Raw genomic sequence first — 18,493 nt, forward strand, 5'->3', positions numbered from 1 at the left:
GCGGTAGGCTCCACGATGGACCAATCGCAGCATTCGGCCCGACCGGGATGAACGCGTCCGCGTATGCCGAATGCGACTTTCGAGGTCATCCGACTCAAACCCCCGCACCGCCGCCTCCGGGCAGCGCGGCACACGCCCCTGCGCCGTGCGCGGCCGGTCGGCGGGGCGGCAACCGACGGTAGGTCACATGGTCTCCACTCGTGAACGGCAATCGCGCCCCGCCGGCCGCCGGAGCCACGCCCGGGGGCGCCGCAGGAAGCCTCCCCAGCGTCGGCACACCGGCGGCGACATCGTCCGCGGGACCGTGCGGGTCTTCGGCGAGCTGCTGTTCACCGCCGGGGTGCTGATGCTGTTCTTCGCCGTCTACGAGGTCTACGGCAAGCAGATGCAGACCGACCAGGAGCAGCAGCAGCTCGCCCAGGGCCTGGAAGAGCAGTGGTCGCAGCAGGCCGAGGCCCAGGAGAGCGGGCCCGACTCCGGCGCGATGCCCGGCTCGGCCGACAGCCGGCTCTACATCCCCGAGCTCGGCCTGAAGTGGGTCGTCGTCAACGGCGTCTCCCAGGAGGACATCCGCTACAGCCCCGGGCATTACGGCGACGACGACGTCTCCGGCGGCGACGCGGCCGAACCCGGCGAGAAGGGCAACTACGCGGTGGCGGGGCACCGCACCCCCGGCATCTTCTGGGACCTGGACCAGGTGGAGACCGGCGACGAGCTCGTCCTGGAGGACGCGCAGAACTTCTACACCTACCGGATCGTCGAGGAGCGCACCGTCACCCCCGACCACGTCGAGGTCGTCGACCCCGACCCGTTCAACCCGGAGAACAACGACGACCCCCGGCGCGCCCTGCTGACGATCACCACCTGCGCACCCAAGCTGAACAACACCCACCGGCTGATCGTCCACGCCGAGCTGACCGACACCCGCTCCAAGGACCAGGGCATGCCCGACAACATCGCCGACATGGCTCCGCAGGACCAGGGCCAGGGGGAGTGATCCGCTGATGTACGGCCTGATCTGGCGCGTGCTGCCCGGCCCCTGGCCGGTCAAGCTGCTGCTGGCGCTGGCTCTGGTGGCGGGCGTCGCCGCCGGGCTGTGGTACTACGTGTTCCCGGCGATCGACCCGCTCATGCCCTTCAACGACGGTGCCGTCGAGGTGCAGGGCGGCTGAGGCGGAGCGGGGCGCAGAGGGCGCACCAGCGCCCGGGCGCCACCGCGAGAGTGACGAACGCACCCGCCGGCGCGCCGCATGCGCCCCGGCGCAGCGGGATACCCTCATCCCCGTGAGCAACTGGGGAATCGCAGCATGACGCTTGTTGACGCCAACACCGAGGATCGGCTGAGCGGTCTGCGGCAGTGGCAGCGCGAGGCGTTCGAGGAGTACTTCCGCCGGGAGCCGCGGGACTTCCTCGCGGTCGCCACGCCCGGCGCCGGCAAGACCACGTTCGCGCTGACCCTCGCCGCCGAGCTGCTGGCCCGCCACACCATCCGCTCCCTGACCATCGTGTGCCCGACCGAGCACCTGAAGAAGCAGTGGGCCGAGGCCGCGGCGGCGTTCGACATCCCCGTCGACCCCGACTTCAAGAACGGCCAGGGCGCCCTCGGCAAGCAGTACACCGGTGCCGCCGTCACCTACGCGCAGATCGCCGCGCACCCCATGCTGCACCGCAACCGCACCGAGTCCCGCCGCACCCTGGTGATCTTCGACGAGGTCCACCACGCCGGCGACGCCCTGTCCTGGGGCGAGGCCGTCCGCGAGGCGTTCGAACCGGCGGCGCGGCGGTTGTCGCTGACGGGCACGCCCTTCCGGTCCGACGTCAACCCGATCCCCTTCGTCGAGTACGTCCAGGACCACAACGGCGTGCGGCGCTGCGCCTGGGACTACAGCTACGGCTACGCCCCCGCGCTGGCCGACGGGGTCGTACGCCCCGTGATGTTCATGGCCTACTCCGGCGAGATGCGCTGGCGCACCAAGGCCGGCGACGAACTGGCGGCGCGGCTGGGCGAACCGCTCACCCAAGACGCGCTGGCCCAGGCGTGGCGCGCGGCCCTCGACCCCAAGGGCGACTGGATCAAGAAGGTGCTCGCCGCCGCCGACCGCCGGCTCACCGAGGTCCGCAACAGCCATCCCGACGCAGGCGGCCTGGTCGTGGCCAGCGACCACGAGAACGCCCGCGCCTACGCGCGCATCCTGCGACAGATCACCGGCCGCGGCGCCACCGTCGTGCTCTCCGACGACCCCACGGCCAGCAAGAAGATCAAGCAGTTCGCCGAGTCCGACGACCGGTGGATGGTCGCGGTGCGCATGGTCTCGGAGGGCGTAGACGTGCCGCGGCTGATGGTGGGCGTCTACGCCACCTCCACCAGTACCGCGCTGTTCTTCGCCCAGGTGGTCGGCCGCTTCGTGCGGGTGCGCCGGCGCGGCGAACTGGCCTCGGTGTTCCTGCCTTCGGTTCCCACCCTGCTGGAGTACGCCGGGGAGATGGAGCGCGAGCGCGACCACGCGCTGGACCGCCCTCTCCGCGAGGGCGACTTCGACCCCGAGCAGGAGATGGTCGACGAGGCGCGCAAGAAGCGCGATACGCCCGACGCCGGCGAGGAGTTGCCGTTCGAGACCATGGAGGCCTCGGCGGAGTTCGACCGGGCGCTGTACGACGGCTCGGAGTTCGGGGGCGGTGCACCGGACTCCCCCGAGGAGGAGGACTTCCTCGGGCTGCCCGGACTGCTGGAGCCCGAGCAGGTCAGCCAGCTGCTGCGGAAGCGCAAGGCCGACCAGAAGGCCAACGAGCGCAAGGCACCGCGCAAGGAGGAGTCCGGCCCGCCCGCCCACGAGGTGCTCGCCGATCTGCGCAAGGAGCTGAACAGCCTCGTCGGCGCCTGGCACCACCGCACCGGGCAGGCGCACGGCGTCATTCACACCGAGCTGCGCCGCGCATGCGGCGGCCCGCCGATCGCCCAGGCCAGTGAGGAGCAGATCCGGGCGCGTATCGCCAAGATCCGCACCTGGGCCACCGGCGGGCGGTAACCGGCGGAGAAGGCACCACCGGGGCGGGCGGCGCTCGGGTATCTACTCGGGTGCCTGCGCGCGGGGCGACGGTTGCGCAAGGACCGGCAAACTCTTCGCAAGGCGGGCATGCCGCCCGGGATTAGGTGTAATCAGGTAACTACCTTCCGTGTTTATGGAACACGGTGGAAAAACCCGAAGCACGGCCATGGGTGGCGAAACGGGCGCGGCGCTGCGGCTGTGGGGCGGTCTGCTGATGGGGGCGGGCGCGCTCGCCGGCGTCGTCGCCGCATCCGCCGCCGAGGCCGACACGACGGGAGCCGCGCGAGCCGCGGACGACTGCCCGCCGGAGTCCGCGCAGAGCCGGATCGAGCCCCGCCGCGACGAGCACGGCCACCTCACCGCCGAGGAGGCCGCAGCATACGACAAGGAACTGCGCGAGGCGCTGCGGGCCCAGCAGGGCCCCGACGCGCAGGAATCCGCCGCTGAGATCACCGTTCCGGTCGCGGTGCACATAATCCACGCCGAGGACGGCACCGGCGACGTCTCCGCCGAAACCGTGAACGAGCAGATCGCCGTGCTGAACAAGGCGTTCCGAGGCGGCTACTCCGGTGCCGACACGCGCTTCGACTTCCGCCTGGAGGACGTCACCCGGACGGCGGACGACGCGTGGGCCGCCGACTTCAGCGCGAACGAGAGCGAGATCAAGAGCAGCCTGCGCCAGGGCGGAGCGGAGACGCTCAACCTCTACATCGCTCAGCTGGGCGACGGAATCCTCGGCCAGGCCACCTTCCCGCAGGACTACTCCGCCGCCCCCGAGAGCGACGGAGTCGTGGTCGACCGCAACACCATTCCCGGCGGCGGGCTGGAGGGCTTCGACCTGGGGTTCACCGCCGTCCACGAGAGCGGCCACTGGCTCGGCCTGTTCCACACCTTCCAGAACGCCTGCACCGAACCGGGAGACTACGTGGCGGACACCCCCTACGAGGCCGAACAGTCGTCGGGGTGCCCGGAGGGCCGAGACACCTGCCCCGCCCGATCCGGCGACGACCCGGTGCACAACTTCATGGACTACAGCGACGACCCGTGCCTGAACAACTTCACCGAAGGCCAGGCCACCCGCATGTCGGAGCACTGGACGGCGTTCCGCTCCCCGGAGCCCGAACCGACACCGACACCCACGCCCACGGCGTCGCCGACCGCGTCACCGACGCCGACGCCTACCGCATCGCCGATTCCGTCGGCTTCGGCACCCTCGCCCGCCGCATAGCAGAGGGTGCCCGATAGGCACCGCGGGCGGCGGGGAGCGCACCGGGCGCCGATAAACTCGGCCCCATGGCAGCGACCAAGACCTACCTCACGGGCATCCAGACCTCCGGCATGCCCCACCTCGGCAACTACTACGGCGCGATCCAGCCCGCGCTGGCCGCCGCCGAGTCCAACGACTCCCTGTACTTCCTCGCCGACTACCACTCGCTGAACTCGGTCAAGGAACCGGCGAGGCTGCGCGAGGACGTCCGGTCGGTCGCCGCCACCTGGCTCGCCTGCGGGCTGGACCCGGAACGCACCGTGCTCTACCGCCAGTCCAGCATCCCCGAGGTGTTCGAGCTGGCCACCGTGCTGTCCAGCGTCACCGCCAAGGGGCTGATGAACCGGGCGCACGCCTACAAGGCCGCGCGCGACCGCAACGAGGCTGCGGGCAGCTCCGAGCTCGACGCCGGGATCAACATGGGCCTGTTCAACTACCCGATCCTCATGGCGGCCGACATCCTCGTCATGGAGACCGACGTCGTGCCCGTGGGCCGCGACCAGGCGCAGCACATCGAGTACACGGCCGATATCGCCCGCGCCTTCAACCACCTCTACGGCGAGCACTACAGCTTCCCCGTCCCCGAGGGCGCCTACCCCGCGGACGGCGACGGTGAGGGCAGCATCCTGCCCGGTGTCGACGGCCGCAAGATGAGCAAGTCCTACGACAATCACATCCCGCTGTTCATGCCGGAGAACAAGCTGAAGAAGCTGATCCGGCGCATCCCCACCGACTCCACCCCCGTGGAGGAGCCCAAGGACCCCGACACCTCGGTGCCGTTCCAGCTGCTCGCGCGGTTCGGCCAGGCCGAGCACGTCGGCGGCGTCCGCAAGCGCCTGGAGGCCGGCGGTATGGGCTGGGGCGAGCTGAAGAACGAGCTGTTCGAGGTGGTGAACGAACGATTCGGCGCCATGCGGGAGCGCTACGACTCACTCGTGGCGCCAGGTAGCGAGCTGGACGACATCCTTCAGGCCGGAGCCCAGCGCGCCCGGCGCCGCGCCGGAGCGACCCTGGCCAAGGTGCGCAGAGCCGTGGGCATCGACTAGGCCATGGCCGCGATCCATCACCGGCCCGCGGTGCGCGCGCTCGGCGCGGCGCTGCGCGGCCTCTCCCCGCACGCCTTCTTCATCGAGCGCGAGGTCGCCGGGCTCGCCGAGATCGTCCGCCCCGGCGACGTGTGCCTGGACGCGGGCGCCGAGTACGGGCTCTACACCTTCACCCTGGCCGACCTCGCGGGGCCCGGCGGCCGGGTCGTGGCCGTCGAGCCGCTCCCCGGTCCCGCCGCCTTCCTGCGCTCGGCCGCCCGCGCACTGGGCGCGGGCAACGTCCGCGTGCTCCGCCGCGCCCTCGCCGCCGAGGAGGGCGCGGGCACCCTCAGCCTGCCGGTGCGGCGCGGCCTGCCGGTGCACGGCCGCGCGTTCTTGACGGCGGGGGCGCAGGGTGCGGGCCCCAACGCCGAATTCGGCGCCGAACGCACGGTGACCACGCCTGTCACCACGCTCGACTCCCTGGTCGGCGAGTTGGGGCTGGACCGACTCGACTTCGTCAAGGCCGATGTCGAAGGCGCCGAGCTGGCCGTGCTGGACGGCGGCCGGCAGACGCTGCGGACCCATCGCCCCGCGCTGCTGCTGGAGATCGAGGACCGGCACCTGGCCAAGTACGGGGCGCGCGCGGCCGACGTCGCGGAGCGGCTCGCGGAACTGGGCTACCGCATGCGCGTACGGGTGGGGCGCACCTGGCGCCCGGCCGACCGGGTGCGCGAGGGCCACCGCAACTACCTGTTCACGGCCGAACCCCGGGACTGAGCCGGGGCCCGATCCGCGATGACGGCGCCCCGGCTCCTCGGCGCGGCCGGACACTCTCGCCGCCTCCGCACTCGCTCGGCGCTCCCGCGCCGCGCGGGCTGCCCGTTCACCGGCTCACGCCGCGACGACCGGCTCGCCGTCCAGGCGGACGCCGTTCTCCGCCATCTGGCCCAGGGCTCCGTCGGTGCCCGTGCGCGAGACGCCCGCTGTCAGGCCCAGCAGCACCCGGGTGTCGAACCCGGCCGCCGCCGCGTCCAGCGCCGTCGCCCGTACGCAGTGGTCGGTGGCGATTCCCACGATGTCGACGGAGTCGGCGCCCAGGTCGCGCAGCCACCGCTCCAGACGCCGCCCGTCGTCGGTCTCGCCCTCGAAGCCGCTGTAGCCGGAGCTGTACTGGCCTTTGCGGAACACCGCGTCGACGTCGTCGGTCCGGAATCCGGGGTGGAACTCGGCGCCGGGCGTTCCCGCGACGCAGTGCACCGGCCAGCTCTCCACGAAGTCGGGGTCGTCGGAGAAGTGCGAGCCAGGGTCGATGTGGTGGTCGCGGGTGGCCGCGACACCGGCGTACTCACCGCGGTGCCCGGCGATGAACTCCGTGACCTCGCCGGCGACCCCGGCACCTCCGGTCACGGCCAGGCTGCCGCCTTCGCAGAAGTCGTTCTGCACGTCGACGACGATCAAAGCCCGCATTGCGGTCCTCCTTAATCGGGCGGGTCCGCGCGCCGTGCGGGTCGCGGCGCCGTAGGCGTCCGTCGTCCCGGTGCGCGCCGACCGCACCCGCGAATCTGCGGTTGTGCTTTTCCTGCCCGGAGTTCCCGGACTCAGTCCCCGGCCTCGTGCCCGAAGTGCGTCGGAATGACGGGCTCCGCCCGGTTCATCCGGTAGGCCGACTCCGGCAGCTCCGCCACGGCGCGTGCGTGGCGTTCGCGCGCCGCCTCCAGCGGCTCGCGGCCCACGACCTCGCCCCCGGTCACGAGCCGGCGCAGCAGCGGGCGCAGCCGGGGACCCTCCTGCGGCTCCTGCTCGCCGACCAGCTCGGCGGTGGCCACGCCCGACTCGTCCAGTCGGCGCGACCCCCACTTGCGCCCGCCCTTGCTGGGTTTGCCCACCGACCGCTTGGCGACCGGCTCCAGCTCGTCGCCCGAGCCCTGCGCCGAGCGTGCCACCAGCTTGTAGACCAGCGAGGCCGTGGGCGCGCCCGATCCCGTGACCAGGGCGGTCCCGACCCCGTAGCCGTCGACCGGGGCCACGGCCAGGGCCTGGATGGCGTGCTCGTCCAGATCGCCGGTGATGACGATGCGGGTGTCGGCGGCGCCCAGTCCATCCAGCAGTTCGCGCACCCGGAACGCGCTGCGGCTGAGGTCTCCGGAGTCGATGCGCACGCCGCCCAGCGCGGCTCCGCCGAGTTCGACGCCGGTGCGCACGGCCTCCTCCACGTCGAAGGTGTCCACCAGCAGCGTGGTGTCGATTCCCAGCGCGCGCAGCTGCGCGTCGAACGCCTCGCGCTCGGTGTCGTGCACGAGCACGAACGCGTGCGCGCTGGTTCCGGCGGTCGGGACGCCGAAGCGCCGTCCCGCCTCCAGGTTCGAGGTCGAGGCGAATCCCCCCAGATACGCGGCGCGGGCCGCCGCCACCGCCGACATCTCGTGGGTGCGGCGCGAGCCCATCTCGATCATCGGCCGGTTCTCGGCCGCCAGCGCCATGCGCGAGGCCGCCGCGGCGATCGCGCTGTCGTGGTTGTAGACGGACAGCGCGATGGTCTCCAGCAGCACCGACTCGGCGAACGTGCCCTCGACCACCAGGATCGGTGAGCCGGGGAAGTAGCAGTCGCCTTCGCCGTATCCCCAGATGTCGCCGGAGAAGCGGTAGTCGGCGAGCCACTTCAGCGTGGCGTCGTCGATGCCGCCGGCGTCGGCGAGGTAGTCCAGCGCCGCGGTGTCGAAGCGGAAGCGCTCCAGCGCGTCCAGGAACCGGTCGGTGCCGGCGACGACGCCGTAGCCGCGGTTCTCGGGCAGCCGCCGGGCGAACATCTCGAAGACGGTCCTCCGGTTCGCGGCCCCGCTCTGCAGGGCGCCCTGCAGCATCGTCAGCTCGTACCTGTCGGTCAGGAGTGCGCTGCTCGCATCGTCGGTCATAGCGGACCAGCCTAGTTTGTGTCTGTCGGTATCAAAATGGGCCGCCACTTATGACACTGCCCACGAGAGCGGGCTACCAACAGTGGCACCATGGATACCGTAGGCGGGAAACCCGCGCCGGAGCCCGCGCGTCGCCCCTTGGGGAGCCGCCGCGGCGGCGCAGGCCGGGCACCCCGCCCCCCAGGTAGGCCGGCAACGGCGGACGCAAGGCAGGTGAACGACCCGTGAGTACGGCACCGGTCGAATTGGAGCGGCCGGAAACCGAGGAGGACGTGCGGCCGGATCTCCCGTGGGTGACCATCGTGTGGAACGATCCGGTCAACCTGATGTCGTATGTCACCTACGTCTTCCAGACGGTGTTCGGCTATCCCCGGAGCAAGGCGCACTCGCTCATGCTCGACGTGCACCACAAGGGGCGCGCCGTGGTCTCCAGCGGCAGCAGGGAGGAGATGGAGCGCGACGTCGCGGTCCTGCACGAGTACGGTCTGTGGGCGACCCTCCAGCAGGACACCTGAGCGCGGGAAAGGCCCCGCGGAGCCGGGGCGCCGCGGCGGGGGAGCGCGGCAGGCGGAACGAACCGGCAACGGCAGGCGGAACGGTGGAACGTAGCGATGACACGAGGCTTCCGGGCCGTCGGCGGCGGAGTGGCCGTCGACCTCGACTCCGATGAGGCCGAGATCCTGCGGGCCATGGCGGCCCTGGTGCTGGAGATGGTCGAGGCGCCCCCGGAGAAGGACGAGTTCGAGCGCATCCTCGGCATCGGCGAAAGCACGGAAACCCCCGAGGACCCCGTTCTGGCACGCCTGCTGCCGGACGCCTACAGCGGCGACGACGCCGACCTCTCCGGCGAGTTCCGCCGCTTCACCGAGGACGGCCTGCGCCTGCACAAGCGCGAGAACGCCCAGTCGCTCATGGACGCCCTGCCCGCCTCCGGCGGCGGCCGGGTCGAACTGGACCCCGCGGGCGGGCACGCATGGCTGAAGTCGCTCAACGACGTCCGGCTGACCCTGGGTACCCGGTTGGGGATCGACGAGGAGACCCAGGACGCCTATATGCGCGGCGAGGACGCCGTGCCCGAGGCCGACGCCACCGCCATGCACCTCTACGCCTGGCTGGGGGAGCTCCAGGAGACCCTGGTCGAAGCGCTGTTCGAGGCGGGGCCCGAGGGCTCGTGAGCGCCCGCGTGGAAGACATACCCAGTGGGTGGGTAGGGAAATATTCTGGGCTAGGCTGAGGGCCATGCTGAGGATCAACCGCGCGATCTACGAGCGGATCGTCGCCCATGCACGCCGCGACCACCCCGACGAGGCGTGCGGCGTCGTCGCCGGCCCGGAGGGCACCGACCGGCCCGAGCGGTTCATCGAGATGGCCAACGCCGAACGCTCCCCGACCTTCTACCGGTTCGACTCCAAGGAGCAGCTCCACGTCTGGCGCGAGATGGACGACCGCGACGAGGAGCCCGTGGTCATCTACCACTCCCACACCGCCACCGAGGCATACCCCTCGCGCACCGACATCTCCTACGCCTCCGAGCCCAACGCGCACTACGTGCTCGTCTCCACGCGCGACTCCGAGACCGAGGAGTTCCGGTCCTACCGCATCGTGGACGAAAAGGTGACCGAGGAGCCGGTCGAGATCGTCGAGGGCGAATACGCCGCGTAGGCTCGCGGCGGCGATCGGGTCCCGCCTCGAAAGAGCAGACGCCCGCACGGCGGCGCGGAATCACCGATCGGCGCCGCCTGTTGCAACGCAGGGCAGGAGTGCGCGCCCGCACGCCCGCACCGCCTGACAGACGCAGACGTCCACACGCTACGGAGAAACGCTCATGGCCATCGAGGTCCGCATCCCCACCATCCTGCGCAACCTGACCGGAGACGCCAAGGCGGTCGAGGGCGAGGGCTCCTCCCTCGGTGAGCTCATCACCGACCTCGACAAGCGGCACCCCGGGCTCCAGGAGCGACTCGTCCAGGACGGCAAGCTGCGCCGGTTCATCAACGTCTACCTCAACGACGAGGACGTCCGCTTCCTGGGCGGGCTGGAGTCGCCGGTCGCCGACGGCGACACCGTCACGATCCTGCCCGCGGTCGCGGGCGGCATGCGCTGACCGCCGCCATGCGATTCGACTCCCTGCTGGACTCGCTGGGCCGCACTCCGCTGGTGGGCCTGCCGCGGCTGTCCCCGTCGCCGAGCGTCCGGCTGTGGGCGAAGCTGGAGGACCGAAACCCCACCGGTTCGGTCAAAGACCGCGTCGCGTTCTACATGATCGAGCAGGCGGAGAAGGACGGGCTGCTCTCGCCGGGCTGCACCATCCTGGAGCCGACCTCCGGCAACACGGGGATCTCCCTGGCCATGGTCGCCAAGCTGCGCGGTTACCGCATGGTCTGCGTGATGCCGGAGAACACCTCGGCCGAACGGCGCCAGCTGCTTCAGATGTGGGGCGCGCAGATCCACTTCTCCCCGGCCGAGGGCGGCTCGAACGAGGCGGTGCGCGTGGCCAAGGGCATGGCCGCCGAGCATCCCGACTGGGTGATGCTCTACCAGTACGGCAATCCGGCCAACGCACGCGCCCACTACGAGACCACCGGCCCCGAGCTGCTCGCCGACCTGCCCGAGGTGACCCACTTCGTCGCGGGTCTGGGTACCACGGGGACGCTCATGGGCGTGGGCCGCTACCTGCGGGAGCAGCGGCCCGGGGTCAGGATCGTCGCGGCCGAGCCCCGCTACGGCGAACTCGTCTACGGGCTGCGCAACCTCGACGAAGGGTTCGTGCCCGAGCTCTACGACGAATCGGTGCTCACCACCCGCTTCTCGGTGCCCTCCGACGCCGCGCTGAAGCGCACCCGCGAGCTGCTGGAGAACGAGGGCATCTTCGCCGGCATCTCCACCGGAGGCGCGCTGCACGCGGCCATGGGCATGGCCGCCAAGGCGGTCAAGGCCGGCGAGGAGGCCGACATCGCCTTCGTCATCGCCGACGCCGGCTGGAAGTACCTCTCGACGGGCGCCTACGAGGGCACCCTGGAAGAGGCCGAGGAGCGCCTCGACGGACAGCTGTGGGCGTAGTCGCGGCGTAGCAGGCACCGCCGAGAACGCCGCGCGCCGCGCGCCGCATCCGGCAGGCGGGCGGGCCGACCGGGGACCGCCCCGGCGCCCGCCCGCAGGTCCCGGCGCCCGCCCCGGCCACGAGGGCGGGGGCTGGTGGCCGAAGGAAGAACGCCGTTCGGTTGAATGGCCCCATGACGAGATTCGACTCCGCGACCGCCCTCGCCGCGGCCGCCGACGGACACTACACCGCCGACCTCGACCCCGGTTACCTCATCGGCAAGGCCATGAACGGCGGATACCTGATGGCCGTCATGCAGCGCGCCGCCCTGGCGGCCTCCCCGCACCCGCACGCGGTGTCGTCGTCCTTCCACTTCATGCGCCCCGCCGTGGCCGGCGCGGCCGATGTCGAGGCGACCGTCCTCAAGGCCGGGCGCACCGTCGCCACCGTGCGCGTCGCCCTGCGCCAGGACGGCAAGGAATGCGTGACCGGAACCATCGCCACCGCGGAGATCGACTCCGGTGCGGTCCCCGAGTACGCCGCGGCCGCGCCGCAGGCGCCGCCCCTGGACCGGTGCCGCCGCTACGACCCCCGCGCCGACGTCGAGAACGCGCCCGCCTTCACCCGCCGTGTCGCCCAGTTCTACACCGAGGACTCCTGGCAGCGCCTGCTGGGCCGCATCGCCGACCCCGTGCCCGAACTGGTGGGCTACGTGCACATCAGCGAAGAGGACGGCGGCCCCTCCGCCGACGACCCGGCACTGTTCCTGCCGCTGGCCGTGGACGCGCTCCCGCCCGTCGTCACCGTCTTCGGCGCTTGGCGCTGGGCCCCCACCGTCGAGCTCACCTGGCACATGCGCGCCGTACCCCAACCCGGTCCGCTCACCTTCCGGTCCCGCGCCGACGCCGTCAACGACGGCTGGTTCGACGAGACCGTGGACGTTTGGGACGTGAAGGGAACCCTCGTGGCGCAGAGCCGCCAGCTGGCGCGCGGCGGGCGGTAGCAGGCGGTGTCGGATGTCGGTGACCTGGGCGGACACTCCTCGTTGGCAAATGTGAAGTGCTCACATGTGACTCAACACGCGTGAGACTCGGGCCACATTCGGTACCGCCGGTGCGGTCATTGGGGTAGACCCGTAACACGGAGAACATGCAGCGGCCCGCCTCGCGATACACCGGCTTAACGTGTGCGTCTCCGCGGAGGCACCCCATCGAAAAGGCAATGCACCGTGCGACTCACCATCATCGGCTCTTCGGGAAGCTTCCCCGGTCCGGCCAGTCCCGCGTCCTGCTATCTGGTGGAGGCCGACGGGTTCCGGCTCCTGCTGGACATGGGCAACGGGGCGCTCGGCGTGCTGCAGCGGCACGTCGACATCTACCGGATCGACGCCGTCTACCTCAGCCACCTGCACGCCGACCACTGCTTCGACCTCTGCTCGTACTGGGTCGCCCGCACCTATCCTCAGGGCGGGCCCAAACCCCCCATCCCCGTCTACGGCCCGCCCGGCGTGGCCGAACGCATGGCCGACGCCTACGGCCTGGACCGCGACCCCGGTATGCGGGAGACATTCGAGTTCCGCGAACTCGCGCCCGGTGAGATCGGGATCGGCCCGATGACAGCGCGCCTGGACCGGGTGAACCATCCCGTGGACGCCTTCGGCATCCGCCTGGAGCACGAGGGCAGCAGCCTCACCTACAGCGGCGACACCGGTGCCTGCGACGAACTCGTCGAGCTCGCCACCGGGACCGACCTGTTCCTGTGCGAGGCGTCCTTCCACGACCACCGCGAACACCCGAAGGACATGCACCTCACCGGTAGCGAGGCCGGAGACCACGCGAGGCGAGCCGCGGCCCGGCGCCTGGTGCTGACCCACCTGGTGCCCTGGAACGACGACGAGTGCACGCTCGCCGAGGCGCGCGGCGCGTTCGACGGCCCGATCGACATCGCGCGCTCCGGCGCCGTCTACGAGGTCGGCCGCGCCGCCCTCAACCCCGTGTAGGGGGTGGTGTCCCGCCCGTGCGGCGAGCGAGCGGTCGGATACCGCGCGGCCGCGGCGCACCCGGGGAGCGTGCCGCGGTTCCGGACCGAGTAAGCAGGGGGTGCCTACGGCCCGGAATCCGGCCGCTCAGCCGCGCTCGGGCTGTGCTTCGCCCGAAGGCCCGCCGGTCCGTTCGTCCGCTTGCCACGTGTGCTGGGAGGACTCCGGGCGCGGCGACGCCGAATCGCCGGCCTCCTGCGGCGCGCTGTCGGCCATCAGCTCTCGGGCGGTGCCGGTGGCCGCGGCGAGCAGGTCGCCCGTCTCCACCCGCGGCGTGTTGCTGGTCGTGGAGACCAGCATGCCCGGAAGGTGCAGCTTCACCCCGGAGAACATCTCGCCCCCGTCCCACTCGGCGACGCCGCCCATGGCCGCAACCGCGTCGGTGGTGAAGAAGGAGGGGCCGCGCTGCGCCTTCACGGGAACGTGGCCGGGATAGGCCACCAGGCTCTTCTCCGGCGCGAAGGTGACCATCACCACTTCGCTGCCGTCGCGGGGGTCGAAGCCGGCCCACGAGCACTCCAGCCGGGTGTCCGTGCGCACCTCGGTGAACTCCGGCTCCTCCAGTTGCGCGACGACGTCGGACATGCGCTCCTCGATGCCGGTCGCCTCGCACGAGACGGGGAGCGTCCGCGGGTCCACGCGGCGGTCCTCGACGCCTCCCTCCACCGTGCTGGGCGAGACCGTCGGAGTGGTCACGGGCTCGCCGCCGACATCGGCCCAGCCGGGTGCGGGCGTGGAGCCGCTTGCGGACGGAGACTCCTTTGGGGACGCTCCGGACTCCGGAGCGCAGCCGGTGACGGTCAGCGCGAGTAGGACCGCGCCGATCGGCCACCGTGCCCGCGCCAGCTCACTTGGAACGAATCTCATCGCGTGGTGACCTCTACCAGCCGACGGTGCTCAGGCCGCCCGCGATCCCAGACCGCGTCGGCGCCTCCCATGGTGTCACCCTTCGGACGCGAAGCGGCGCACGGAGGCGGGACCGTAAGCCAAGGGATACCTCCCCTGCACCGGGGCTCCATGTTCGCCCGGGGCGCGGCGGTCGGGCCGCACCGATAGGCTTCGCGCATGGCACGACCCGACGGACGCGCTCCGAACCAACTGCGACCCGTGAAGATCACCCGCGACTGGCTGCGGCATGCGGAAGGCTCCGCGCTCATCGAGTTCGGCGACACCCGCGTGCTGTGCGCGGCGAGTGTCGAGGACGGCGTGCCGCGCTGGCGGCGCGGCACCGGTGAAGGATGGGTCACCGCGGAGTACGCGATGCTGCCCCGCGCCACCGACACCCGCGGGGCGCGGGAGTCCGTCAAGGGCAAGATCGGTGGGCGGACCCACGAGATCTCCCGCCTGGTCGGGCGGTCGCTGCGCGCGGTGGTGGACTTCAAGGCGATGGGCGAGCACACCGTGACCCTGGACTGCGACGTGCTCCAGGCCGACGGCGGCACCCGCACCGCGGCGATCACCGGGGCCTACGTAGCCCTGGCCGACGCCTTCAAGTACCTGCGCAAGAAGCGCAATCTGAAGAACAACCCGCTCAAGGGGTCGGTGTCGGCGGTCAGCGTCGGCATCATCCAGGACCAGGCCAGGCTCGACCTGAACTACCTGGAGGACTCCGTCGCGCAGACGGACATGAACGTCGTGGTCACCGGCGACGGCAGCTTCGTGGAGGTCCAGGGCACCGCGGAGGGCGCCCCCTTCGACCGCGCGAAACTCGACAGTCTGCTGGACCTGGCCGTGGCCGGCTGCGGCGACCTGACCCAGGAGCAGAAGAAGGCGCTGGCGGGATGAGCGACCGCACCACGGTGGTGCTGGCCACCCGCAACGCCAAGAAGGTGCCGGAGCTGCGGGCCATCCTGGGTGAGGCCGGCCTCGACGCGGACGTGGTGGGGCTGGGCGACTACCCGGATGCGCCCGAGGTCGCCGAGACCGAGTCCACGTTCGCCGGGAACGCGCTGCTGAAGGCTCGCGCGGTCGCCCGGCACACCGGGCTGCCGGCCGTGGCCGACGACTCCGGGCTGCGCGTGGACGCGCTCAACGGGATGCCGGGCGTGCTGTCGGCCCGCTGGTCGGGGCGGTTCGGTCGGCAGGCGGGCGATATGGACGCGGCCAACCTCGACCTGGTCCTCGACCAGCTCGCGGACACACCCGAGGAACGGCGGGGGGCGGAGTTCGTGGCCGCGGCGGTCCTCGTCGTACCGCGGGGCGCGCGGCCCGCCGCCGAGGAGGAGATCGAAGAGGTCGCCGAGGGGGTGCTGCGCGGCAGGCTGATCGGCGACCGGCGCGGGGAGAACGGCTTCGGCTACGACCCGGTCTTCGTCCCCGACGGTGAGATGCGGACCACCGCCCAGATGAGCGCGGCGGAGAAGAACGCAATCAGCCACCGCGGCATCGCCTTCCGCAAGCTCGCGCGGCGCTTCCGTGAGCTGTTCTGAGCCGATCGGGTACCCGGCGGGGCGCGTCGAGGAGGCCGAGGGCGGTGAATCCCCCGGCGCGCACCGCCGGACGGAGCCGTGCGGTGGGTCAGCAGGCGGTTTGCGATGCGGCGGCGCAGGGGTTAAAGTGAAAGGCTGACGCGGACAGACATCCGACACCGTGGTTCGGGCTCAGCCCGGGCCGGGCGGGACGGAGCGTCGGTCCGCGGTTCGGGAGAACCGTTCGCGACATCGACCGCGAGTTGGTAACCTGGACAGAGCAAGCTAGCCGAGAACCGAACATCCACGCGATGGCCGGTCGGCCGGTCCACCACATGGACAACACGGGCGCTCAGCGGCCGTGCTCCCAGCACTTGCGAGAGTCTCGATCGATTACCTGTCGGCGTGTCCGGCGGGCGGCAATCGGGGCGGCACGGAACGAATCCGCCGGCTACGGCGGCGCGTTTCCAAAGCGAGTGCGTTCTGTGTGATGGACAGTGCAGCGTTTTCGGGTTGCATCGCGAATTCGTCGATTTGGTGGGTTTGCGGGGGTCCTGCTAACGTGAAGGCATAACAAAGAGCGGATCGGCGCTTGGCCCGGTGGTTTCCGGGAAAGGCGCGGGGTTCGCGGGGAGATGCCGTCTCTTGGGAAGAGCCTGTGCGGGTCCGCTGGTTGCGGGTCGGGGCTTGTGCCGGATGAGCGGTTGTTTCTTGAGAACTCAACAGCGCGTGTTTGTTTTTATGTGCCATGTTTGTTTTGGCCCCGTGGAGCCGGCCTGCCTGTGCGGTGGGTGGCGGTTCCGGGGTTCCTTTGATGGGCCCGGGGTTCCCATCCCGTGTTCGGGGTGGTTTTCTGGGTCGTGTCAGGGTTCGAACCTTTGATGGAGAGTTTGATCCTGGCTCAGGACGAACGCTGGCGGCGTGCTTAACACATGCAAGTCGAGCGGTAAGGCCCTTCGGGGTACACGAGCGGCGAACGGGTGAGTAACACGTGAGCAACCTGCCCCCGACTCGGGGATAAGCCGGGGAAACCCGGTCTAATACCCGATAGGACGCCTCATCGCATGGTGGGGTGTGGAAAGGTGTTTTCCGGTCGGGGAGGGGCTCGCGGCCTATCAGCTTGTTGGTGGGGTGATGGCCTACCAAGGCGATTACGGGTAGCCGGCCTGAGAGGGCGACCGGCCACACTGGGACTGAGACACGGCCCAGACTCCTGCGGGAGGCAGCAGTGGGGAATCTTGCGCAATGGGCGGAAGCCTGACGCAGCGACGCCGCGTGGGGGATGACGGCCTTCGGGTTGTAAACCTCTTTTACCACCGACGCAGGCTCCGGTTTCTGCCGGGGTTGACGGTAGGTGGGGAATAAGGACCGGCCAACTACGTGCCAGCAGCCGCGGTAATACGTAGGGTCCGAGCGTTGTCCGGAATTATTGGGCGTAAAGAGCTCGTAGGTGGTGTGTCGCGTCTGCTGTGTAAGTCCGGGGCTCAACTCCGGTTTTGCAGTGGATACGGGCATGCTCGAGGTAGGTAGGGGAGACTGGAATTCCTGGTGTAGCGGTGAAATGCGCAGATATCAGGAGGAACACCGGTGGCGAAGGCGGGTCTCTGGGCCTTACCTGACGCTGAGGAGCGAAAGCGTGGGGAGCGAACAGGATTAGATACCCTGGTAGTCCACGCTGTAAACGTTGGGCGCTAGGTGTGGGGACTTTCCACGGTTTCCGTGCCGTAGCTAACGCATTAAGCGCCCCGCCTGGGGAGTACGGCCGCAAGGCTAAAACTCAAAGGAATTGACGGGGGCCCGCACAAGCGGCGGAGCATGTTGCTTAATTCGACGCAACGCGAAGAACCTTACCAAGGTTTGACATCGCCGGTAATCCATCGGAGACGGTGGGTCCTTTTGGGATCGGTGACAGGTGGTGCATGGCTGTCGTCAGCTCGTGTCGTGAGATGTTGGGTTAAGTCCCGCAACGAGCGCAACCCTTGTTCCATGTTGCCAGCACGTGGTGGTGGGGACTCATGGGAGACTGCCGGGGTCAACTCGGAGGAAGGTGGGGATGACGTCAAGTCATCATGCCCCTTATGTCTTGGGCTGCAAACATGCTACAATGGCCGGTACAGTGGGCGTGCGATGCCGTGAGGTGGAGCGAATCCCTAAAAGCCGGTCTCAGTTCGGATCGGGGTCTGCAACTCGACCCCGTGAAGGTGGAGTCGCTAGTAATCGCGGATCAGCAATGCCGCGGTGAATACGTTCCCGGGCCTTGTACACACCGCCCGTCACGTCATGAAAGTCGGCAACACCCGAAACTTGCGGCCTAACCCCTCTGGGGAGGGAGTGAGTGAAGGTGGGGCTGGCGATTGGGACGAAGTCGTAACAAGGTAGCCGTACCGGAAGGTGCGGCTGGATCACCTCCTTTCTAAGGAGTCTTGGTAAGCCGGTCTGTTTGTCGTGTGGCCGGCGGACTCGAAAAGTGGACCCGGCACGGTGCCGGTTCGTCTCGTCGGCGATCGCTGTGTGCGGTCGCGTGGTCGAGGGGGCCGGGTGTCGGGGTGGTGCATGGAGTGGACACGCGCTGTTGGGTGTCTGAGGGAGCAGCCGCACTGGTTGTTCTCCCCCGGGCCACCCCGGTGAAGACCCGGTGCCGTTTGGTGGTGGCCGGTCGCGGGCCCCTCTTGTGTGGGGGTGGGCTGCTGGAGAGGTTGGTCTCTTCGGTGGTGGGCGGCTGGTGCTGCGGTGCGGTGCGGTGCTGCGGGGCT

General features: G+C 70.2%; 18 protein-coding genes and 1 rRNA gene. 16 read left to right on the top strand and 3 right to left on the bottom strand.

Annotated elements, in window-relative coordinates; genetic code table 11:
• Positions 1-187 precede the first annotated feature (187 nt).
• From EKD16_RS05270 to EKD16_RS05290, 6 genes are all read left to right on the top strand, one after another.
• Positions 188-997, top strand: coding sequence for a class E sortase (locus EKD16_RS05270; RefSeq protein WP_131097360.1), 810 nt, complete (start codon positions 188-190; stop codon positions 995-997).
• Positions 998-1,004: 7 nt separating this feature from the next.
• A complete protein-coding gene (locus EKD16_RS25220; protein WP_165498498.1) occupies positions 1,005-1,172 on the top strand; it encodes a hypothetical protein in 168 nt (55 codons plus the stop codon).
• Between the two features lie 135 nt (positions 1,173-1,307).
• Positions 1,308-3,026, top strand: coding sequence for a DEAD/DEAH box helicase (locus EKD16_RS05275; protein WP_131097361.1), 1,719 nt, complete (start codon positions 1,308-1,310; stop codon positions 3,024-3,026).
• Positions 3,027-3,213: 187 nt separating this feature from the next.
• Positions 3,214-4,275 (top strand): zinc metalloprotease, encoded by a 1,062-nt coding sequence (locus EKD16_RS05280; protein ID WP_131097362.1) that lies wholly within the window; start codon positions 3,214-3,216, stop codon positions 4,273-4,275.
• Between the two features lie 65 nt (positions 4,276-4,340).
• Complete coding sequence (locus tag EKD16_RS05285) at positions 4,341-5,360, top strand: tryptophan--tRNA ligase (RefSeq protein WP_131097363.1); 1,020 nt, start codon at positions 4,341-4,343, stop codon at positions 5,358-5,360.
• A 3-nt stretch (positions 5,361-5,363) separates the two neighbouring features.
• Complete coding sequence (locus tag EKD16_RS05290) at positions 5,364-6,119, top strand: FkbM family methyltransferase (protein WP_131097364.1); 756 nt, start codon at positions 5,364-5,366, stop codon at positions 6,117-6,119.
• Between the two features lie 114 nt (positions 6,120-6,233).
• On the opposite strand, the gene EKD16_RS05295 is transcribed toward EKD16_RS05290, so the two are convergent.
• Positions 6,234-6,809, bottom strand: coding sequence for an isochorismatase family protein (locus EKD16_RS05295; protein WP_131097365.1), 576 nt, complete (start codon positions 6,807-6,809; stop codon positions 6,234-6,236).
• Between the two features lie 131 nt (positions 6,810-6,940).
• Complete coding sequence (locus tag EKD16_RS05300) at positions 6,941-8,254, bottom strand: nicotinate phosphoribosyltransferase (protein WP_131097366.1); 1,314 nt, start codon at positions 8,252-8,254, stop codon at positions 6,941-6,943.
• A 224-nt stretch (positions 8,255-8,478) separates the two neighbouring features.
• On the opposite strand from EKD16_RS05300, the gene clpS reads away from it, so the two are divergent.
• From clpS to EKD16_RS05335, 7 genes are all read left to right on the top strand, one after another.
• Positions 8,479-8,769 (top strand): ATP-dependent Clp protease adapter ClpS, encoded by a 291-nt coding sequence (clpS, locus tag EKD16_RS05305; RefSeq protein ID WP_131097367.1) that lies wholly within the window; start codon positions 8,479-8,481, stop codon positions 8,767-8,769.
• Between the two features lie 96 nt (positions 8,770-8,865).
• A complete protein-coding gene (locus tag EKD16_RS05310; protein WP_131097368.1) occupies positions 8,866-9,429 on the top strand; it encodes a DUF2017 domain-containing protein in 564 nt (187 codons plus the stop codon).
• A 64-nt stretch (positions 9,430-9,493) separates the two neighbouring features.
• Entirely contained in the window at positions 9,494-9,916 is a 423-nt protein-coding gene (locus tag EKD16_RS05315) for a Mov34/MPN/PAD-1 family protein (RefSeq protein WP_131097369.1), read from the top strand.
• Between the two features lie 163 nt (positions 9,917-10,079).
• Positions 10,080-10,358 carry a MoaD/ThiS family protein gene (locus EKD16_RS05320; protein WP_131097370.1) on the top strand — a complete coding sequence of 93 codons (279 nt, stop codon included), beginning with the start codon at positions 10,080-10,082 and terminating at the stop codon, positions 10,356-10,358.
• Between the two features lie 8 nt (positions 10,359-10,366).
• Positions 10,367-11,314 carry a PLP-dependent cysteine synthase family protein gene (locus EKD16_RS05325; RefSeq protein ID WP_131097371.1) on the top strand — a complete coding sequence of 316 codons (948 nt, stop codon included), beginning with the start codon at positions 10,367-10,369 and terminating at the stop codon, positions 11,312-11,314.
• A 173-nt stretch (positions 11,315-11,487) separates the two neighbouring features.
• Positions 11,488-12,297 carry a thioesterase family protein gene (locus EKD16_RS05330; RefSeq protein WP_131097372.1) on the top strand — a complete coding sequence of 270 codons (810 nt, stop codon included), beginning with the start codon at positions 11,488-11,490 and terminating at the stop codon, positions 12,295-12,297.
• A gap of 225 nt (positions 12,298-12,522) precedes the next feature.
• Positions 12,523-13,293 carry an MBL fold metallo-hydrolase gene (locus EKD16_RS05335; RefSeq protein WP_131097373.1) on the top strand — a complete coding sequence of 257 codons (771 nt, stop codon included), beginning with the start codon at positions 12,523-12,525 and terminating at the stop codon, positions 13,291-13,293.
• A gap of 126 nt (positions 13,294-13,419) precedes the next feature.
• On the opposite strand, the gene EKD16_RS05340 is transcribed toward EKD16_RS05335, so the two are convergent.
• On the bottom strand, positions 13,420-14,199 hold the full coding sequence (locus tag EKD16_RS05340; protein WP_131097374.1) for a hypothetical protein: 780 nt from the start codon (positions 14,197-14,199) through the stop codon (positions 13,420-13,422).
• A 240-nt stretch (positions 14,200-14,439) separates the two neighbouring features.
• Here EKD16_RS05340 and rph point away from each other — a divergent pair, with 240 nt between their 5' ends.
• The 3 genes from rph to EKD16_RS05355 all read left to right on the top strand — a co-directional run bounded on the left by rph (position 14,440) and on the right by EKD16_RS05355 (position 18,153).
• Positions 14,440-15,117 carry a ribonuclease PH gene (rph, locus tag EKD16_RS05345; RefSeq protein WP_278248940.1) on the top strand — a complete coding sequence of 226 codons (678 nt, stop codon included), beginning with the start codon at positions 14,440-14,442 and terminating at the stop codon, positions 15,115-15,117.
• Positions 15,114-15,761, top strand: a complete 648-nt coding sequence (rdgB, locus tag EKD16_RS05350; RefSeq protein ID WP_131097376.1) for an RdgB/HAM1 family non-canonical purine NTP pyrophosphatase — start codon at positions 15,114-15,116, stop codon at positions 15,759-15,761. Before rph ends, rdgB begins: the two co-directional genes overlap by 4 nt.
• An 857-nt stretch (positions 15,762-16,618) precedes the next feature.
• Positions 16,619-18,153, top strand: a 16S ribosomal RNA gene (locus tag EKD16_RS05355).
• Positions 18,154-18,493 lie beyond the last annotated feature (340 nt).

Origin of the sequence: Streptomonospora litoralis (assembly GCF_004323735.1) — a bacterium.
Taxonomy (GTDB): Bacteria; Actinomycetota; Actinomycetes; order Streptosporangiales; family Streptosporangiaceae; genus Streptomonospora; species Streptomonospora litoralis.